Origin of the sequence: Shewanella canadensis (assembly GCF_003966225.1) — a bacterium.
GTDB lineage: Bacteria > Pseudomonadota > Gammaproteobacteria > Enterobacterales > Shewanellaceae > Shewanella > Shewanella canadensis.
Genome location: NZ_RXNU01000004.1, coordinates 357,844 through 377,235, shown reverse-complemented (window position 1 = coordinate 377,235; position 19,392 = coordinate 357,844). Strand labels below are relative to the sequence as shown.

General features: G+C 42.3%; 20 protein-coding genes. 8 read left to right on the top strand and 12 right to left on the bottom strand.

From position 1 onward, the window contains the following. Positions 1-162: 162 nt before the first annotated feature. Entirely contained in the window at positions 163-507 is a 345-nt protein-coding gene (locus EKG38_RS10055) for a DUF3718 domain-containing protein (protein WP_126520117.1), read from the top strand. A 193-nt stretch (positions 508-700) separates the two neighbouring features. Here EKG38_RS10055 and purU read toward each other — a convergent pair whose 3' ends face one another. The 5 genes from purU to EKG38_RS10030 all read right to left on the bottom strand — a co-directional run bounded on the left by purU (position 701) and on the right by EKG38_RS10030 (position 5,073). After that, on the bottom strand, positions 701-1,534 hold the full coding sequence (gene purU, locus EKG38_RS10050; RefSeq protein ID WP_126520116.1) for a formyltetrahydrofolate deformylase: 834 nt from the start codon (positions 1,532-1,534) through the stop codon (positions 701-703). 46 nt (positions 1,535-1,580) lie between these two features. Beyond that, entirely contained in the window at positions 1,581-3,050 is a 1,470-nt protein-coding gene (locus EKG38_RS10045) for a PTS transporter subunit EIIC (RefSeq protein WP_126520115.1), read from the bottom strand. Further along, the gene (locus tag EKG38_RS10040) at positions 3,002-3,466 is read right to left on the bottom strand and encodes a flavodoxin (RefSeq protein WP_126520114.1); all 465 of its coding nucleotides are present in this window, start codon (positions 3,464-3,466) and stop codon (positions 3,002-3,004) included. The genes EKG38_RS10045 and EKG38_RS10040 overlap by 49 nt, the downstream gene beginning before the upstream one ends. Before the next feature lie 448 nt (positions 3,467-3,914). Then, a complete protein-coding gene (gene truC / locus EKG38_RS10035; RefSeq protein WP_126520113.1) occupies positions 3,915-4,766 on the bottom strand; it encodes a tRNA pseudouridine(65) synthase TruC in 852 nt (283 codons plus the stop codon). Further along, positions 4,753-5,073: a YqcC family protein gene (locus EKG38_RS10030; RefSeq protein ID WP_126520112.1), complete on the bottom strand. Its 321-nt coding sequence runs from the start codon at positions 5,071-5,073 to the stop codon at positions 4,753-4,755. The genes truC and EKG38_RS10030 overlap by 14 nt, the downstream gene beginning before the upstream one ends. A gap of 252 nt (positions 5,074-5,325) precedes the next feature. Between EKG38_RS10030 and EKG38_RS10025 the strand changes: the two genes are divergently transcribed. Beyond that, on the top strand, positions 5,326-6,339 hold the full coding sequence (locus EKG38_RS10025; RefSeq protein WP_126520111.1) for a DUF3549 family protein: 1,014 nt from the start codon (positions 5,326-5,328) through the stop codon (positions 6,337-6,339). Continuing rightward, entirely contained in the window at positions 6,336-6,725 is a 390-nt protein-coding gene (locus tag EKG38_RS10020; RefSeq protein ID WP_126520110.1) for a DUF3301 domain-containing protein, read from the top strand. The genes EKG38_RS10025 and EKG38_RS10020 overlap by 4 nt, the downstream gene beginning before the upstream one ends. Before the next feature lie 1,605 nt (positions 6,726-8,330). Here EKG38_RS10020 and EKG38_RS10015 read toward each other — a convergent pair. Continuing rightward, a complete protein-coding gene (locus EKG38_RS10015; RefSeq protein ID WP_126520109.1) occupies positions 8,331-8,978 on the bottom strand; it encodes a GNAT family N-acetyltransferase in 648 nt (215 codons plus the stop codon). A gap of 169 nt (positions 8,979-9,147) precedes the next feature. On the opposite strand from EKG38_RS10015, the gene EKG38_RS10010 reads away from it, so the two are divergent. Beyond that, positions 9,148-9,378, top strand: a complete 231-nt coding sequence (locus tag EKG38_RS10010) for a DUF2789 domain-containing protein (protein ID WP_126520108.1) — start codon at positions 9,148-9,150, stop codon at positions 9,376-9,378. A gap of 387 nt (positions 9,379-9,765) precedes the next feature. On the opposite strand, the gene EKG38_RS10005 is transcribed toward EKG38_RS10010, so the two are convergent. Next, entirely contained in the window at positions 9,766-10,155 is a 390-nt protein-coding gene (locus EKG38_RS10005) for a DUF3192 domain-containing protein (protein WP_126520107.1), read from the bottom strand. Positions 10,156-10,283: 128 nt separating this feature from the next. On the opposite strand from EKG38_RS10005, the gene EKG38_RS10000 reads away from it, so the two are divergent. Continuing rightward, a complete protein-coding gene (locus EKG38_RS10000; protein WP_126520106.1) occupies positions 10,284-10,610 on the top strand; it encodes a hypothetical protein in 327 nt (108 codons plus the stop codon). Continuing rightward, positions 10,610-11,383 (top strand): Zn-ribbon-containing protein, encoded by a 774-nt coding sequence (locus tag EKG38_RS09995; protein ID WP_126520105.1) that lies wholly within the window; start codon positions 10,610-10,612, stop codon positions 11,381-11,383. Before EKG38_RS10000 ends, EKG38_RS09995 begins: the two co-directional genes overlap by 1 nt. A 37-nt stretch (positions 11,384-11,420) precedes the next feature. Here the strand turns inward: EKG38_RS09995 and syd are convergent, their stop codons facing one another. Further along, complete coding sequence (gene syd / locus EKG38_RS09990) at positions 11,421-12,074, bottom strand: SecY-interacting protein (protein WP_126520104.1); 654 nt, start codon at positions 12,072-12,074, stop codon at positions 11,421-11,423. A gap of 60 nt (positions 12,075-12,134) precedes the next feature. Here syd and queF point away from each other — a divergent pair, with 60 nt between their 5' ends. After that, on the top strand, positions 12,135-12,992 hold the full coding sequence (gene queF, locus EKG38_RS09985) for an NADPH-dependent 7-cyano-7-deazaguanine reductase QueF (RefSeq protein ID WP_185826825.1): 858 nt from the start codon (positions 12,135-12,137) through the stop codon (positions 12,990-12,992). Between the two features lie 193 nt (positions 12,993-13,185). On the opposite strand, the gene EKG38_RS09980 is transcribed toward queF, so the two are convergent. From EKG38_RS09980 to EKG38_RS09965, 4 genes are all read right to left on the bottom strand, one after another. Beyond that, positions 13,186-13,968 (bottom strand): hypothetical protein, encoded by a 783-nt coding sequence (locus tag EKG38_RS09980; protein WP_126520102.1) that lies wholly within the window; start codon positions 13,966-13,968, stop codon positions 13,186-13,188. 107 nt (positions 13,969-14,075) lie between these two features. Then, on the bottom strand, positions 14,076-14,744 hold the full coding sequence (locus EKG38_RS09975; protein WP_126520101.1) for a hypothetical protein: 669 nt from the start codon (positions 14,742-14,744) through the stop codon (positions 14,076-14,078). 252 nt (positions 14,745-14,996) lie between these two features. Further along, complete coding sequence (locus EKG38_RS09970; RefSeq protein WP_126520100.1) at positions 14,997-15,920, bottom strand: LysR family transcriptional regulator; 924 nt, start codon at positions 15,918-15,920, stop codon at positions 14,997-14,999. Positions 15,921-16,001: 81 nt separating this feature from the next. Then, positions 16,002-16,925 (bottom strand): LysR family transcriptional regulator, encoded by a 924-nt coding sequence (locus EKG38_RS09965; protein WP_126520244.1) that lies wholly within the window; start codon positions 16,923-16,925, stop codon positions 16,002-16,004. Between the two features lie 189 nt (positions 16,926-17,114). Here EKG38_RS09965 and EKG38_RS09960 point away from each other — a divergent pair, with 189 nt between their 5' ends. Continuing rightward, positions 17,115-19,100: an alkyl/aryl-sulfatase gene (locus EKG38_RS09960; protein WP_126520099.1), complete on the top strand. Its 1,986-nt coding sequence runs from the start codon at positions 17,115-17,117 to the stop codon at positions 19,098-19,100. The last annotated feature ends 292 nt before the right edge of the window (positions 19,101-19,392 follow it).

The following is a 19,392-nucleotide window of genomic DNA, read 5'->3' as shown; positions in this document are numbered from 1 at the left end:
TTTTATGCCAATTTGTCGAAATACACAAATTGTTACTCAGGGAAACAGTCTGATCCCAACTGCACATTTCGATACACTTAGCTACAAATCGCTTACAGCATTTCAGCCGAAAAGGGTCTTTACTCAATAACACACCCTGAATAAAAGACGCTAGGAGCGACCATGAAAAAGTTCATTGCTATCGCAGCTATAATCCTGACCCCACTTGCTTTTAATGCTTCAGCAGCCATGTCTCCTCAGATTGAAAAAACATTGATACAAGTTTGTAAAGCAGGAGCCAGTAACAGTCTGTTTAAATTCAACGATACGATGAAAGGCTATCGTATTAACAAGCAGAGAGTCTTCCCTCGCTTAGTCTGTAATGGACAGAGTTATCATCAATTTGCATTGAGTCATGGTGCAGATAGAACAGCCAGTAAGATTGCGCCATATATGAAAGGTCAAGTAACGATTAAAGATTTGGCTATGACTTATAGTTCAGACGAGTTATTGGCAGTAAACTATTAAGCCTTATTATTGGTCAGAAAAATGAAGACAGCCTCAAATGAGGCTGTTTTTTTATTTTAAACTATCAAGAAACCCATTACAGATTCAGAGTTAAAGTGTAAAAGATAATAACGATAGACACATAATTTGTTACTTTGAGATACGTCCAGAATTCATATCAACACTTAGCCATAATTAGATACCAATCTCTGATTTAAAAAACGACAGTTTTATTCCCATACACGATCACTTCTTCATGCAATACCAATTGTAACGCCTTACTTAGTACACTTTTTTCAACATCTCGCCCACACCGGGCCAAATCTTCAGCGCTATAACTGTGGTCGACAGGAATGACATCTTGTTTAATTATTGGCCCTTCATCTAAGCAATTGTTAACGAAATGGGCCGTTGCACCAATAATTTTCACCCCACGCTCCCAAGCCTGTCGGTAAGGAGCCGCACCGATAAATGCTGGTAAAAATGAGTGATGAATATTGATAATTCGATTGGGGAATTGCTCTACAAATTCAGGCGTTAAAATACGCATAAACTTTGCCAAAACAAGGTAATCTGGTTGATACTTGTCTATCACTTTACTCATCATTTCCTCATGTTCGAGGCGAGACACACCTTCATGAGAAATATAGTGAAAAGGAATATCAAACTTATCCGTTAACGGTTTCAGACTATCGTAATTACTGACAATCGCGGCAATTTCAATATCCAAACCACCGTAATAGGCTTTCATCAAAATATCGCCGAGACAGTGCGCCTCTTTAGTCACTAAAATAACCACTCGTTTCTTAGCCATGTTGACTAATTTGACGTGACTTGACTCAGGTAACACTTCATCGATATCGGATAAAATGAGTGCATCATTGAAGTCTCCTTCAAGCTCAGTTCGCATAAAAAATCGTCCTTGAGCATTATCAACGAACTCACTATTTTTTATGATATTTAAATGATGCTTAAAACATACTCCAGTGATTTTCGTTATTAACCCCTGTGCATCAGCACAGTCGGTGATCAATACTTTACGTTCCATCTCCATTTCCCCAAACTAAAGTTAAAATAAATGTTTACAAATATAATTATGAACGTGTATCGATATATCTTTGTAATAGTCGGCGTATACTTTCGGCCTTAGTACCATAAACAACCTGCACACCATTGCCGACAACGACAACCCCTTTGGCACCCAACTGTTTCAACCTTAATTTATCGACCAATAAAGGTTGCTTTACACTTATTCTTAATCGAGTCAAACAAGCACTTAAATCGAGGATATTATCGGCCCCTCCAAGCGCCCTGACAATCGTCAGTAAGCCGGCTTGAGGTTTGTTTTCTTGCTCCATTCGTCCGGGTGTTTTGAGGTTAAAGAGTAAAATAGCCCCTCTAAAAATCAGGTAGTAAATCACTGCCGTCAATGGTCCTAAAATCAAAAACCACTCGCTATTTTTAGCATTACCAAACAACAGAGAAAAATCAACCAGCCCATGGGAAAATACAATACTGTGATGAATTTCAAGCGTAATACATACCGCATAAGCGAGCCCCGTCATCAAGGCATGCAGTAAAAATAACAGAGGTGCAATAAACATAAACGCAAATTCGATAGGCTCAGTAACACCGGTAAGCCAGCTAGCAGAGGCTGCAGATATCATAATGCCAGCGACTCTATTTCTCTGACCTCTATCGGCACAACGCCAGATAGCCAGAGCAGCTGCAGGTAACCCCCACATTTTTATCAAGTAACCACCAGCCAAATTTCCGGCAAGCGGATCTCCGGCAAGGTACCGAGCCACTTCACCTCTTATCACTTCCCCATCTTTGACGTATTGTCCCATCTCTAAATAAAACGGCGCGTTCCAGATATGATGTAATCCCAATGGGATAAGTAGTCTTTCTACTGCACCATACAGCGCAAAGGCTTCAGCAGGCTTTTGATATACGACCCAATTGGAAAACCGCTCAATCCATAAGGACATCGACGGCCAGATATGAATAAGCAGATAGGCAAGAATGATGCTGAAAGGGATCATTAACAGAGGGGCACTTCTCCTTCCTTCAAAGAAAGAAAAAACCGCCGGAAGACGTAACTTTTGACTTTGATTTACCGCGAAACATGTTACGGCCCCAACAAGCATTCCTCCGGCAATCCCGGTATCTATGGTCTCAACCCCCAACAGGGTACGAGTTGGCACTTGATACACTTCAGCCAAGGCGGCCATGCTTGAGAGGTATACACCAAAGCCAAATACAGCACTGAATGCAGCGATGCCCTGATCTTTACAAAAACCTATCGATACCGCGACGGCAAATAACATAGGCATCATGGTGAAAATGAGATTACCCACAGTTAACATGAGTACCGACAACGGCTCAGGAATAAATGGGATGGGGTTACTGGCCAAACCAATCATGACCCCTGCTGCGGGTAAAATGGCAATAGGGATCAACAACGCCTGACTGAGTCTTTGCGCAAATTTAAACCAATGCTGATTAATATAACTTAAGCAACGGTTTCCATGTCGATTAGATCTTTCCAGCTTTGCAGCCATGCCTTTGCTTCTACCTCTGGTTCCATTGTTTCACAGGCGTCTATTTTTAAAATATCACCAATTCGCTGCGAACCTAATTCAGTGAACAGTTCATCAAACTGTATGCCTGCCCGACAAAAAGTTTCGTAACTAGAGTCGCCAAGGGCGATCACACCATACCTAAGTTCTGGAAGGTAAGGTGCCGTAGTTTTAATATTTTCAAACCAAGGAAGTATGTCTTCCGGAACATCTCCCTGCCCCGTCGTTGAACAAACAATCAATAAAACTTCATCTTGCGGAGGAATGAAACCACCTAATTCATCATGCTGAAACAATGCCACCTCTCGACCTTCGCATTGAAGCTCATTACATAAGGTTTCAGCTACGAATTGAGCATTGCCATAGACAGTTCCAAAAATCAGATTCACTTTTCTCATATTTCAGATCGCTCTGTGTTCAATTTAGACTTATAATCCAAACAATACTTTATTGACAGCATCATGCCAACTGATTCAATTGAAGTTTCAAGGACTCAATAAGATGCGCCATTCTAATCGCCAAAAGCACCTGAAACATCTTCATCGCTCAGCTCACATCAGACGCATGTGTTTTTTTCGAACGGTTCAATCCGGCAATACCTTGAATGCTCCCTCACAATCCGTGCATTCAGATGATAAAACCACACAACACCATGAAACCTGTCACAAGAAATAAAAGCCATAAGAAGTAAAGGCACAAGAGATAAAAGTCATTAAAAAAAGAGTAACCTATTGATTGTAGGCTACTCATGTTCTTATGGGTGCTCTGAACACATTAAGAAGCCTTGCAAGCCCAACCTCGTAACTGTCACCGCTAAACAGACAATATATGCTGCCGTTTTATTTCTTACGCAATTAAATAAGATCTATCCGTCGCTAACTTATCTTCATCCCAGCCAAACGCGTCAAACAAGGTGAACCACTGCTCCTCAAGCTCTGTTTCAATCGTTATACGCTCGCCACTTCTTGGGTGGTCGAAAGAGAGATGCTTAGCAATCAACCATAACCGGTTCATCGAGAAGTGTTCCCTGAAAAATTTATTCTGTTTACCATCACCATGGGTAGTATCGCCGACAATGGGGTGTCTTAAATGCGCCATATGACGACGTAATTGATGCTTACGCCCGGTATGCGGCGTTAACTTTACCAGCGCATATCGACTCGATGCATATCGTCCCGACGGATAGGGAATTTCAGTATTAAGGAGGGGCTGATAGCTGGTTACCGCCTCTTGCGCCGCTTTATTAGGATCAACATCTTTATCACCGTGATCATCAAGCTCCACTTTAAGCGCATAATCTAAGGTGTCGGCTTCATGCATATTCCCTCTGACAATGGCTAAGTAATGCTTATCTACGGTTTTAGCTTCAAACTGCTCACACAATTTGTTGGCCATCTCGCTGCTTTTGGCAAACAGCAACACCCCCGAGGTCGGTCTGTCGAGTCGGTGTACAGGAAATACATGACAACCCACTTTATCGCGAGTTAATTGCATTGCAAAAAAACGCTCGCGACGTGCAAGATAAGAGCGATGCACTAACAGACCAGCCGGTTTATGAATAGCCACCACATCATCATCTTCAAACAAAATCTCAATTTCAGGCGCAGACTCTTCGTCAGCATCTTCTACAGTTTCCGGAGACTCTGCACAATATAGATCTTTCTCAACTGTCTCTTCTAACATGTTATCTTTGTTCACTGAGCAATGTATCCAAATTGTCAAAAATAAAAATCAAAGTATGTAAGTTTTGCTTGCTACTCCATACGTGATGGGCCATAGGTGCTATTGCAATATTGGTGGGTAAAGACTGACTTCTGTCTATCAAATCTTTCATCTTAGGTATAAAAATAAACTGAACCCAATTCTCAAATGACATCGCCTCACAACTAAAAGGCGAGTTATCATTCATGGCTTCCTGTGAGGGTTTCTCTGAGGACCATAGTAATTGCAGCTTAAGCTCACCCTCTAATTTATCAAGTAATTCAATCGTCTTTAAATAGAGCACTTAACACACCTTCTAATCAACACAAATGAGGGGGGAGACATATAGAACACATTTTTAGCCTCTGGCCACTCTATTCAGCAAACCATTATACCATCTCACTTATATTCTCACTATCTATCGATAAGGGAAGAAGCGCTGCAAAAATCACAAGCAGGCTCGGCTATCCCATGGCTGTTCGTAAACTCGCATCTTGAAGTAGCTTGGGTATAATAGCCCCATTAAATAGTAGAACATCGATGTTACGGCAGCCATATGACACAGATAACGACCCTCAGCCAGTTCCTGACAACAGCTAATACACAATTCCAAGTCTATGATATGGGAAGAAGAGTCCAGCACATCGATATGATGGCGTTTAACGAAATAGAGAACCTGAACTCGCCTTATCCATCCCCGCTACAAGGACATGCTCAATTTGCAATCGTATTTTGGGATGCCAGCCAACAACACTATATCTGGTTTTTAAAATTACCATTAGATGAACGAGGCTTGCTATCACCAGCACCAAGAACCCAATTTATAAAGATGATTGTGGAGGCTCTTGGACGAGACCCGGCTCAGACACTGTCAGAAGAACAGCAGCAGAAATTGGCAAACCACCCATTTGCATTTAAACCTTCGGCAGAAAAACTCGCCATATTTAACGCCTTGGTACGTAAGCAGCTAGGTGATAAAGCCTCACCTCAATATGAGTTTGCCTACCAATATATTTCAGGGCAGGTGAAGGCGGAAAATTGGCAAGAAATTGGGCTTCAGGGCATTGCGGACATCTGTGTTCGTTCCAATGAATTAGATCACCTTAAACACCTTCAAGCTTGTTTTGAATATGCCTCGACAGAAGTACAGATCGCAATCTGTCAGTGTCTGGAGCATTTAACAATAGATAAAAAACTGGCTGAAATCATATTAGCTAAGTTAATCGCTGCTGATAAGACAATTAAACTCTATTACCTAAGAGCGCTGGCATCACATTCATCACTGACTCAAGAGGCCGTCTTACATCTGGCCGAAGCTCAGTTACTCAATGCCGATGCGTTGATCACCATAGCCGCCAGAAACTGGACAGTACTTAAACACGATGCAACCCGCACAATTTACTTAGAAGCACTCGCGTCGCAGGAACAGCACTTCTTTAATCAAATCTTTGCTGATATTGTGGTGATCCCAGTGTTACGAACTCAAATGCTTGCCGAGCTTCGTAACCCGAATAGAAGTCCGCAGCTATCTGCTGCCATTGGTGGATTATTTAAGGTTACAAAAGCATGATGACAGACTTTTTACTTATTGTTGCACTCGTTGTTATTGCAGCATTTTTCTGGCAACTTCGACAGATGGCCGAACTTAGCCGGGTATTTGCTGAACGTGAATGCCAGAAACAGAAGGTACAACTACTTGCTATTGCAATGGAGTCGGCAAGACCTAGCATAGGTGGCAGCAGTGGCCTTACCTGGAAAGCTAAATATATTCTCGAGTTTAGTACTGACGGCATTAACCAATATCGGGCTCATATTTGGATGCACGGAAAAAAGATTCAGAAAGTACAATGGCCAATATTCCCTGAGCCCGAATGGCTAGAGGCACCAGAAGCTCGCGGCTCAGTGGGAGGCAGTTGTGGCTCTCGCGGTAGTTGTAATTCAGGGAAGTGTAAATAAATTCTATAGCCTGTAAGCTAAAAATTAAATCTTACGGATAAAAGAAAAAGCGCGGCCCCGTATGGAGTCGCGCCCTTTATCTTTTTGCTAAGCTATCCCGCTATTTATTGTGCTCCCTGCACCTTCCATGCGTTCAATGTGCTCCCTGCATCATCCATGTAACATCCTGTTTCCCTGTATCTACCTATATAAAGTAGTTACTCTTCCTTGATCTCAGTTATCCATTTACTGAGCTAGCTCATTCCATAAGCGTGTCCAATTTCATCCATGTATTTCCCTATAAATCCTTTTATTCCTTGTAGCTACTCAATCGAATAGTTACTCATCCTTGTTCTCAGTCATCCATTTACTGAGCTAGCTCATCCGTAAGCGTGTCCAACGTCTTCCGTGTATTTCCCTACAAATTCCATTTTTTCCCTGTATCTACTATAAAAGTAGTTACTCATCCTTGTTCTCAGTCATCCATTTACTGAGCTAGCTCATCCGTAAGCGTGTCCAACGTCTTCCGTGTATTTCCCTACAAACTCCATTTTTTCCCTGTATCTACTATAAAAGTAGTTACTCATCCTTGTTCTCAGTTATCCATTTACTGAGCTGGCTCACTCCGTAAGCCTATCCAATCACATCCCTGTTGCATCCTTTCAATACACTCCCTGTAATATCTGTCTTCCAGACAGTAAACCTTCCATCCTGGATTGTTTAGCCTTCCCTAGTTGAGGTCTGGCACGCCATCCTAGAGTGCCTCATCCTTGATAGGTTCCTTTCAGTGCTGTTCCATCAGTCACTTTTGATCATCCTGACCATCGCTTCCATTCGTTTACATATTTCCTTGTACGAGTTAAATTTTAGAGGAAATTGAGATAAAAACGGGTTAAATACTAAACTTTAACATTCGTGAAAACTAATGTTTACTTAGAAGTTTATCGTAAACAACTGTCTTACTTAGATAAAATGAAGAAGGTAAGGCTTTACTACACGTAAACAATTCTAATATCTCACACTCATGTAAGAGATCTCTCACAAGAAGACTGGCAGATTGGATATAGGTAAAATAAATACTCCTTTGGTAAATTCGATAAAAGAAGAAAAACCAACTTCTATACGAGTAATAGCCCTGTATTACTATCGGTTATCAACTCTGCAATCTCCGCAATGATATTCGCCATCCGTTAGCGTATTCTCCTCATCTATCTAGCTGTTCTTTTTGATTATACCTCTGTATTTTGGATATAGATCAGGTTCTCAGGGTCCAATACCTCAATTCTGCTTCAAGGATCCCACTGATGAATATAACTCTAGCCGATAGAGACACCTCAGCTATCAAACAAGTATCACGGCATTCAAATGACTTTAACAAAATAAGCTGGCATAACTTAAAAACAAAGATAAGCGTTACAAGTGTTAATTGTTATCACATTCAGAAGCACACTGTAAGCCTTTGAATTATAATGAATATTTTAAAGCGACATCGATACAGCTCAAATATGGAGTAACTTAACCTGCGGTTTTGTGAGAGATCTCTTACACACGCATCTGAACATACAGAGATCACCGATTTGATAACTTTGTGAAGCCAAAGCAAACTAATTGAATAAACAGATGAAATTACTCATTTTCGTGTCCCCGATAAAAGAGTAACTCCCCTTCTACGTTTCCTATCGATATGGCTTCTAAAAGGGCAAAACTATGCTTACTAAATAGCTGTGCATGACTGGGCTCACTTACAAACACCCCTATCCCATCGAGTTCAGGTTGCTCTTCACACCAACTCAAGACGGCTTCAACAAGTTGGCTTCCCAAGCCCTTATTCTGCTCGGTCGGTGATATGGCGATAAATTGTAAAATTCCACAACAGGGACTGGGCAGATGCTCTAATAAGCAGGTCTCTTTATTCATTAAGGCTTGAGTCGATTGCCAACCCGTACTGATCAACATCTTTAAGCGCCAATGCCAGTATCTCGCCTCCCCTAAAGGCACTTGCTGTGTAACAATACAAGCAACACCTATCATGCGATCGTCATCAAACAGTCCGATTAAGGCCTGCTCCTGTTGCCATAATTCGTTCAACTCTTCACGAATCGCCCCTCTTAACTTCTGTTCGTACATCGCAAGATCGCCCCCATACAGGGCATCGATAAAAAACGGATCATCATGGTAGGCGTTATAGAGTATAGAAGCGGCAACTCGCAGATCTTCAGCAGTGAGATAAACGGCTCGATACTGTTCTAATTGTTGGTTATCTTCATTTGTCATCAATGTTAACCTTTGATCCAGATCAATTATCTAACAATGTAGCAAGCAAGCTGAATAGTGTAAATATTAATCACGTATCGCTTTAAAAATAGTCACTTTATGGCGTTTGTTCCATACTAATATAAGTCTTTTTGTTATTACGACCTTAATTCATAGTCTGGAGCCATAGATGGATACAACGCCGCAAGACCTTAGCCACCTATTCGAACAACTCGGTTTGGAAAATAGTGAGGAGAGTATCGAGAAATTTATTAGCAGTCACACCGTTCCTGATAAAGTACTTATTTTTCAGTCTGATATTTGGAATGAGTCACAAAAAAGTTTCTTGAAGGAGTCTATAGAAGAAGACGCCCAATGGTCAGAACTTATCGACCATTTAGACACCCAGTTAAGAAAGTGATTAGGACCTGTTTATCTTTCGAACTTGAATTTTGCTCAATCTCAATGGGTTTAGTGCAAGGCATTGAGCGATGACGCCTAATGGGTTAAGCGAAAAGCTCGTAACACAGCAATAAGCCCATTGAGATGAGCCCGTAGGGCAGCGTTTGTTGGCCGCCAATTTCAACAAGAGTTACTGCGTTATCGCTTATTTATGTACGACTGCATGGTCTATTTTGTTCCATACAAAATAAGACATTTCCTCCATCCATGGAGGTCAGAGGCAGAAGGTAGAGTAACGCAGGAGCAGCTACCAAGCTGCTCTACACCACACTCCGCTTAACTCTCATAGATAAAGAGTAAAGGTCAACAACTCGCTGCAAAAACAACCATGAAAGGTCAACAGGCCCTAGATATTACCGTACGCCTTTTCACCCCAACCTACTAGCGCACCATTGCTTATAACCACAGGAGTACATTCGTCTTTTGTGGTTTTTCCATCGCCATTCATATGTTGTGTACGATAAAAGAGTACATGGACCTCTTTATCTTCCTCAATATAAGCTTCATTGAAATCCGCTTGCCCCATCAATACCTGCACTTGATCTCGGCTCATACCCATATTCAACCTGGCCAAATTAGCTCTATTATTCGTTTGCGATTTCTCCCAGCTCGCTTGGTTATCCCAGCCGGATTCACCGTCACCAACATTGAGCACACAACCTGTTAGGCCTAAGCTTGCTACCCCAATAAATACTAAACCAATTAAATTTGTTTTCACTATGTCATCCTGTTTCATTATTATGATGAACAGAGACAAAGCAAATCGCAGGCCAAATCTGTATCATACTGTTTTAATTTGCTTTTATTTATTCAACAATTTTTATGTTAGTAATATCGACTAACCAATGAGAAAATTAACTAACTATGAGCCCATTAGAACAGGTATTAGCCGCAGCAAAATCTATTGCGACTTCAGGCAAAACCCCCAGCCTTGCACTGATCAAAACCAAGCTTGGTAACAGTGTCCCGATGCCGATCCTCATACAAGGGTTACAGCAGTATAAATCTATGTCACAGGATTTAATCGATCAACTTCCTGAGATACATGTGACGCAGGAAAAAGCTAAGCCAAAAGGTGAATATTCTGAAATTGCTGAACTAAAAAAAGAACTCATGCAATTAAAGGCTGCTTATAAAGAGATGAATGAGAGATTAACGTTTTTGGAAGAAAACCATAAGGTAGAAAAGTAATGCATGTTGTTGAGCTAAGATTTGAATGTTTTGACAACACCACCATTACCGCCGCCGAGAAAGCGATCAATGGATTACTTGAAGCATATCGAGCTAATGGTCAAGTATTAGGGCGGGAGTTCGCCGTTGCCTTCAATGATGGTGAGTTTAAAGCCAGGCTCCTTATGCCTGAGAAGAGCAGTTTGGCCAAACGATTCAATAGCCCTTGGGTCGAGCGTGCTCTGAGCGAGTTAACGGAAGCTAAACTTCTGGCTCCAAGAGAAAAGTATATCGGGCAAGATATTAATTCAGAGGTAAGTAGTACCGAAACACCCAGTTGGCAGCTGCTGTACACGAGTTATGTGCATATGTGCTCTCCGGTTCGTAATGGTGACACGCTGCAACCGATCCCCCTGTATCAACTTCCGGCGACATTTAACGGTGATCACAAGCGCATTATTCGTTGGCAAACTGAATGGCAAGCCTGCGATGAATTGCAGATGGCTGCAGCCACAAAAGCCGAATTTGCGGCGTTGGAGGAGCTAACATCACCGAAAAGCGATCTATTTCGTCGCGGTTGGGATTTAAGAGGTCGAATTGAATATCTGACAAAAATTCCGACCTACTACTACCTCTATCGCGTTGGCGGAGATAACCTGGCTTCAGAAAAAGCGCGCCCTTGTCCACGTTGCGGAAATAAAGACTGGTTACTCGACGAACCACTTCTGGATATGTTTCATTTCCGTTGTGACGATTGCAGGATTGTCTCAAATATCTCTTGGGATCATCTTTAAAAGAAGGTGCTAGATTCTAGGACCTAGCTCCTAGGATCTAATGACCTCTTAAATTACGCCACATCAACTTGATACGCTGCCAGATCCCCGGATGATCAAGCTCAGGCATAGACTCCTCTATATGAAGCTCAGGCGGAGCCACTCTCGGTGTTAAAGAGGCAATAAACTCATCCAAACTGTCACTTAGTTTTTCACAGGGCTCATCACCCGGTATCTCAACCCATACACTGCCATCACTATTATCGACGGTTAGCATCCTATCGCCATCACCCAACACTCCAATAAACCAGGTTGGCGCTTGTTTCAGCTTACGCTTCATCATCAGATGACCAATCATATTCTGCTGCAAATACTCAAAATCAGTTTCGTTCCAGACTTGTAATAACTCGCCCTCTCCCCACTTGGAGTTAAATATCAGAGGTGCCGAAAAATATTCACCAAAAAAAGCATTGATTTCTGTTCGTAAAGTGATCTCCAGAGCCCTGTCGACATTGTGAAAAGAGCCGCTTTCTTGCCTTTTTACCGGCCGCCACATTACCGTATCATCGAGACTCGAGCTGGCATCAAACTCCCCCTCGATACAGACAGAATCTTCACCTTGGGGATAATACCGAGGAGATTCACCTAGCTGTTCTAAGTAAGCTTGGTGATATATTTTAAAAAAATTATCTAATGCAGGTAAAGAAGACACTTAGCAGATGCCCAAAATTTAAGTATAATGTAGGGCTATTTTGACATGGAAAACCTATTGATGACACAAGTTCATGATCCTTATACTGGTGCAGAAGCTCTCTCTGAACTAACGCTTGGTAAAGCGACAGGCTATCAGGCTGAGTACGATGCATCTCTGCTACAAGGGGTCCCCCGTAAACTTAACCGTGATGCTATTGGTCTAAATGAAACGCTCCCTTTTCATGGAACCGATATCTGGACGGGTTACGAATTGTCATGGCTCAATGCCAAAGGCAAACCTATGGTTGCGATAGCGGAGTTTCATCTAAGTTATGACAGTCAGAACTTGATCGAATCTAAATCATTCAAGCTTTACCTTAACACCTTTAACCAAACTAAATTTGACAGCATAGACCAGCTTCAAACCACGCTGGCTGATGACTTGAGCCGATGTGCTGAAGGTGAGGTTTTAGTCAGAGTACTCGAGCCAAAACAGTTTTCCACTCAGCGTGTCGTTGAGCTACCCGGAACCTGTATTGATGATCTCGACATTGAAGTCAACGATTACAGTTTTAACCCCGAGTATTTGCATGACAGCACGGATGACAAGGCTGTAGTTGCGGAGACGCTCAACTCGAACCTGCTCAAATCTAACTGTCTCATCACCTCTCAGCCTGACTGGGGAAGTGTGATGATCCGGTATCAGGGACCTAAGATAGATCGTGAGAAACTACTGCGTTATCTTATCTCATTCCGCCAACATAATGAGTTCCACGAACAGTGTATAGAACGAATTTTTGTGGATCTGAAACGCTTCTGTAACTGTGCAAAATTAACGGTATACGCACGTTATACCCGCCGCGGCGGATTGGACATCAACCCCTATCGCAGTGACTTTGAGAATCCACCAGAGAACCACCGTCTAGCTAGACAGTAGTTTACGTTAAGCAAACATCTGGTTAACGACTAAAAAGATGAGCGATGCCTCATCTTTTTTTATAAAAAAATCCCTAGTAATCAACAAAAAACCACTAGAGATAATATGAGAGCTTTGCAGCTCTTTGTCTGCTCTATAATTTTATACCGCCCTGCTCTTTGGACTTAAAACGCTAGATCTCGAAAATGTTCAACTACCACTTAAATGAAAGACCAAACTCATAGACGTTTTCTCTATCAGCAAAATACGTATAGGTAAAATAAGGAGAGAATCTCCACACCTGAGTTGTCAGAGTAATATCGTGATAGTTAAAATTGCCCTTATTGCAATTGATATCTAAGAAACACTGCCTATCGACATCAAGCCCAGAAACCGTTACCCAGCTAGTCCCCCCACGAGTATCATAAACATGGTTGTAGCTATAGCTAATATTCAATCGTTCATTGGCACTCCAAGACGCTCCAAGCATTATATCGACAGTATCTGATGGCATAATACCTAGCTCGCCTTGGTGATCATCACCGAGATTAAATCCAAATCTGAACTCATCGGTATACCAGTTGTAATTAGCATCAGCCATCAAGGTGACCGTTTCGCTCACAGGAATACCAGCAAAAATACCTGCACTGTAGCCGGTGCGATTAACTTTGGCAGTCAATTCAGTAAACATAAATGTGTTATAGAAGCTTTTCCCCACACCCGCTTCCCAAAATTCATTACTGTCATACTCACCAAATACACGCCAAGTATCACCAATATCGAAACTTCCATTTAGTGTGTAAACGGCTGCACCATCATGAATTTTCACATCTAAGCCGACAGATTTATATAAAGGCTCACTTTCAGATCCTTGCTCTATGCTAATACCTTTAGGAGGGAAAATGAGTTCGATATCATTGGCAATGGAAGTGGCAGAAACAGTAGTAGAAATGAGTGTCGCATAAGTGAAAGTAGCATAAGTTAACAGCTTATTCATCTGGCTCTCGATACATAAATATGAATATACCGACTCCAGAAAGAAGTCGGATATGTCTCGAATAAGAGGAAGTAATGACTCATTACCCCTACTTATAAATATAATGACTAACGCTTTTTAAGCTGACTCTTTAATTTGAAGTTGTGCATTGTCGATTTAATATTCTCTCGCTGGTCTTGAGTTAGACGCTCACTTTTAGCCGGTTTTTCAATGCCCCAGCCAGCATCAATCACTGACTTGTCCCAATCAATGCGGAGCTGACCATCTTGTTGGAAGATAACATAGGTATTATCCCCTGACATCGCACCATCTCGTACCGTGTAAGTGCCGTCACCATTGGGCTCAATGATAGCCATGGTCATACCGTCTTCTTTACGATAGATATAAGCCTGACCATCCTCTTCGTTAATAACGAGCTCATAAGGGTTTACATCAGGTTTCGGCTTACTGTCATTTGTCCAGCCACCATCGTCATCAAACTCTGGAGAGTTATCGGCAGGCTTATCACCCACATCGGGACGCTCTTTATCCGCCCCCCAATCTGGAGTATCACCAAAATCAGGTAGATTAAAGCCTGGATCTGTTTCAGGTAAGTCATTATCAGGGCTGGTTTCGATAGGATTATGTGGCGTTGCAGGGATCTCAATGGGTAGCTCTAGACCTGGATTTGAAAAATCTGGATCTGTGTTGTCTTTTACCGTAGATGTAGAGCTACAAGCCGACAGAAAAAAAACAGAAAGTATCGCGCTAGCAAGTGTGGTCTTTGTAGGGTTCATAATGTGTTCTCTCAAAAATATAAAAAATGGCAAGCAATATGCTCAAACCAAAAATGAATACTCTCACTCCGAACAATTCAAAGTGATATTCAATATGTTCATATTAACGATGAGTTCACATAAGATAATTATCGCCAGATAGTGTTAACACATTCACATGGCCTATGAATTAGCGGCTTGTTCAAAAGCCCCGCACAGATCTCGAACAAAACCATTTAGGGGATAAGCCTAGTTAAAGCTAAACTAAGGTCATTAGCCATGCTCATTAAACTTGAGCTCGACAAGTTTGCCAATCTGTCCTCTAAGCCAAATATGGGCTGGATTTTTGTTGTGTTTTGATTTCCAAACCATTTCGATATCTATATTGCGTATTTTAAAGGGTGGTTTAATTAATCTTAAGTTAAACATCTCAAGATACTCCTCTGCATATCGCTTGGGACTGATGCAAATACTGTCACTTGATGAGAGCGAATCAAAAGCGGTTAATAAAGAAGACTTAGTGCTATGCACCTTTCGTTGGGGCAACACTTCATCGGTCAATAGATCAACAGCAGCTAGATTGAAGCGCCTCATTTTTATCACAACATGTCTTTCATTAAAATACTCATCCCAAGAGATTTCATCTCCAATACGAGGATGATTTTTTCTCAAAACACACATAGGTTTTTCGCTCATGATCAGTTTTTTTTCGAATCTGAAATCTATGGGAAGTTGCATATCAAGGGCTAGATCTGCTTGCTCCATATAGAGTTTATCCATGATGTCTGCATCATGATCTGGTGGTTCTCGAAAAACGATCTCTATAGGAAGCTCTTTGATCATTTTATCTAGCGCTGGCTGTAAAAAATGCGTAACCACATCCCCTGCAAAAATAACAAACTGGCGCTCTGAAGTTTTAGGATCAAACTCCTCTAAACCTGAAATAGTTTGCTCAATATTAGTAAATGAGTCATTAAGTTGCTCATAGAGATAATTAGCCATAGCCGTGGGCTTAATATTACGACCTGAACGAACAAATAGATCCTCTCCAATAACGGCGTTAAAGCGCGTGATGGCATTACTCACAGAGGGTTGGGTCAAATCTAACTCATCCGCGGCTAAGGTATACGAGCCTGTACGGCATACCGCTAAGAAGACTCTTAAAAGATTCACATCGAATTGCTTGTGTTGCGCCATTTACATCCCCCTCCGAGTACTTGGTTTAAGTATATCTTTATAGCCAGGATGACTAGATTTACCCTAACATAGCTCCACTTTTCAATGAGATATTGTTTCCCTCGACTCTATCAAGCTCAACAGTGTACTTCTTAACCAAATATTGGCAGGGCTTCGGCTTAGCTTACTGCTCCACACCATATGATATTTAATAGGGTTTACATTCATTGGTAATGACAGCACTTGTAAGCCAAATAGCTCAGCATACTCCTTAGCATAAGAGTAAGAAGCTAGAGTGATTGCATCACTCTTTGACGCTGTCGCCAGCATGGCAAGTATCGAAGCTTGCTCTGAATACACCGCCCTTGCAGGCAACACCTCATCGGTAAGAAAATCCACTACACTCAAATTCCCCCGCTTCATATTGAGAATGATATGTTTCTCTGCAAAGTATTGCTCACGGCTAATCGAGCCCGAGATCCTCGGATGATCTTTTCTGACAACACAAACAAGCTTATCAGTCATAACCTCTTGGCTAGTAAAAGAGGCCAAATCGGGTTTAATCATATCTATCGCTAAATCTACCCTCTCAAGTTGCAGATCTAACTGTAACTGTTGCTCCTGAACCGGCGTCTCTCGAAATATAAGTTTAATACCCGTTGAATTCAGCCGCTGTTCTACCGTTCGATGCAATAAACCAATCATGGTTTCATTGGCATAGACATGAAAGGTTCGTTGACTAGACAGGGGGTCAAACTTATCTAGCCCTAAAAGCGTCTGCTCGATACTCGAGAGTGGATTTTCAAACTGCTGATAAAGGCTTACTGCCGCAGCAGTAGGCTTTATCCCTCTGCCAACACGAATAAACAACTCCTCACCAACGGTACGCTTTAGACGAGCAATCGCATTACTCACCGAAGATTGAGTGAGATCGAGTTCTTCGGCTGCACGGCTGAAAGATGCGGTTCTACATACCGTAGCAAACACACGTAAAAGGTTGAGATCAAACTGTTTTTGTTGTGACAATGCAAACTCCACATTCTTGGTCATTAAGTATGACGCCCCCCTGTAATATTTATATTATAAATACTACCTTTCAAGTTAGCCCTAATTATTTATCAATTCAAGCTGGTTAAACTTGCTCCATCAGTTAGAAATATTGCAGTAGCCTTGATAGGCCGCTGACATCAACTTACCTTGATAAGGATACATATTATGAAAAAATCACTTATTGCCATATCGATCATGACCTGCTTTTCTTTCAACACTATCGCAGCTCAACATGAACATGATCACATCAGCGTAAGCTATGAAGGTAAAGATGCAACCCAGCACACAGCCAGTGCCAATAAGGCGATGGCTAAGACGCTGAACTTCGCCGATAAAGCAGCGTTTGATCAATCTTCCAAAAACCTGATAGCCGAGCTTGACGAGAAAACAGCAGCCATCATGCGATCTGAGTTCGAATATCTCACCGATAAAGCTCCGGATTCGATCAACCCATCTTTACATCGTCAGGCACAACTCAACATGGTGGCAAATGGCCTATATAAGGTCCGTGACGGCATCTATCAGGTGCGTGGTACCGATCTCTCGAATTTGACCTTGATCCGCAGTGAGAACGGCTGGATAGCCTACGATGTATTGCTAACAAAGGAAGCGGCAAAGCTATCTCTTGAGTTTGCCATGAAAAATCTTCCCAAAGACGGCGAACTCCCCGTTGTGGCGATGATCTATTCTCACAGCCATGCCGATCACTTCGGCGGCGCTCGTGGCGTGCAGGAGCTCTATCCCGATGTCAAAGTGTATGGATCAGACAACATCACTAAAGAGATCGTCGATGAAAACGTGCTAGCCGGCAACGCCATGAGCCGTCGAGCCGCCTATCAATATGGTGCTACACTGGGTAAGCATAACCACGGCATCGTCGATGCGGCGCTCGGGAAGGGCATATCAAAAGGTGAGATCACTTATGTTAAACCCGATTACACCCTCAATGGCGACGGAAAATGGGAAACATTGACCATAGATGGCCTGGAGATGATCTTTATGGATGCCTCTGGCACCGAAGGGGCATCAGAGATGATCACCTATATCCCTTCGATGAAGGCGCTATGGACAGCAGAGCTCACTTATCAGGGCATGCACAACGTCTATACCCTACGCGGTGCTAAAGTCCGTGACTCCCAGAAATGGTCGAAAGATATCAATGAGATGATCAATGCCTTCGGCGGTGAAGTTCAGACCCTGTTTGCCTCTCACTCGGCTCCGATATGGGGAAATAAAGAGATCAATGATTTCCTCAGGCTACAACGTGATAACTATGGTTTCGTTCATAATCAAACGCTTCGTCTGGCCAATCAGGGGGTAACGATTCAAGACATAGGTGATGCGATCCAAGAGGTTATCCCTGAGTCAATCTTCAAGGCATGGCATACCAATGGCTACCACGGCACATACAGCCACAACGCGAAAGCGGTGTACAACATGTACCTGGGATACTTTGATATGAACCCGGCTAACCTAAATCCCCTCCCGACTCATCCGGAAGCGGTGAAATTTGTCGAATATATGGGTGGTGCAGAGACCGTTATGACTAAAGCCCAGGCCGATTTTGCTCAAGGGGAGTACCGTTTCGTCGCCACTGCACTCAACAAGGTTGTGATGGCCGATCCCGGTAACCAAAGTGCGCGTCAACTCCTTGCCGATACCTATGAGCAGTTAGGGTATCAAGCCGAGGGAGCGGGTTGGAGAAATATCTATCTGACTGGCGCTCAAGAGCTAAGAGTCGGTATTCAACCAGGCACTCCAAAAACGGCTTCAGCCGATGTCATCAGCGAAATGGATCTGCCAACCCTGTTTGACTTCTTAGCCGTAAAAGTCGATAGCCTGAAAGCTGCCGAACTTGGACTAATAACCATGAACATAGTCACTCCGGACAATAATAAAATACTCTATATCGAGATGAGTAACGGCAATCTGAGCAACATCGAGGTGAGTCAGGCTAAGAAAGCGGATGCTACACTAACCGTCAACCAAGCCGATATCACTCGCATCTTATTGGGAAAAGAGAAGATAAAAGCGCTGTTAGACCAAGGTAAGGCGAAGATGGCAGGTGACAAAGAAGCCTTTAACAAAATTGCGTCAACCTTAGTCGAATTTGACAGCGAATTCGAAATTGTGCCTCTGAAAGCTCACTAACTGAAGCCTCTTTAATTAAGTGTCACCTATCCCCAAAAGCCCCTGACAGATAACAAGGATGTTCAGGGGCTTTATTATATCTTTCTATACATATTGAACCATTCAAAGCAGATGCTCTATTCGCGTAACCAATTCATAAAACCTCTAAAAAAGATCCCTGTCAGCAAAAAGAGATATTTGTTACGCTGCCGGCAGTGGCATCAACAAAAACCAAACAACTAACCGGAAACTACTTTAGCACAAGCTAATAAAATACCCCTTTAGTAGTACCACTTTGTAAGTACAAGCTATT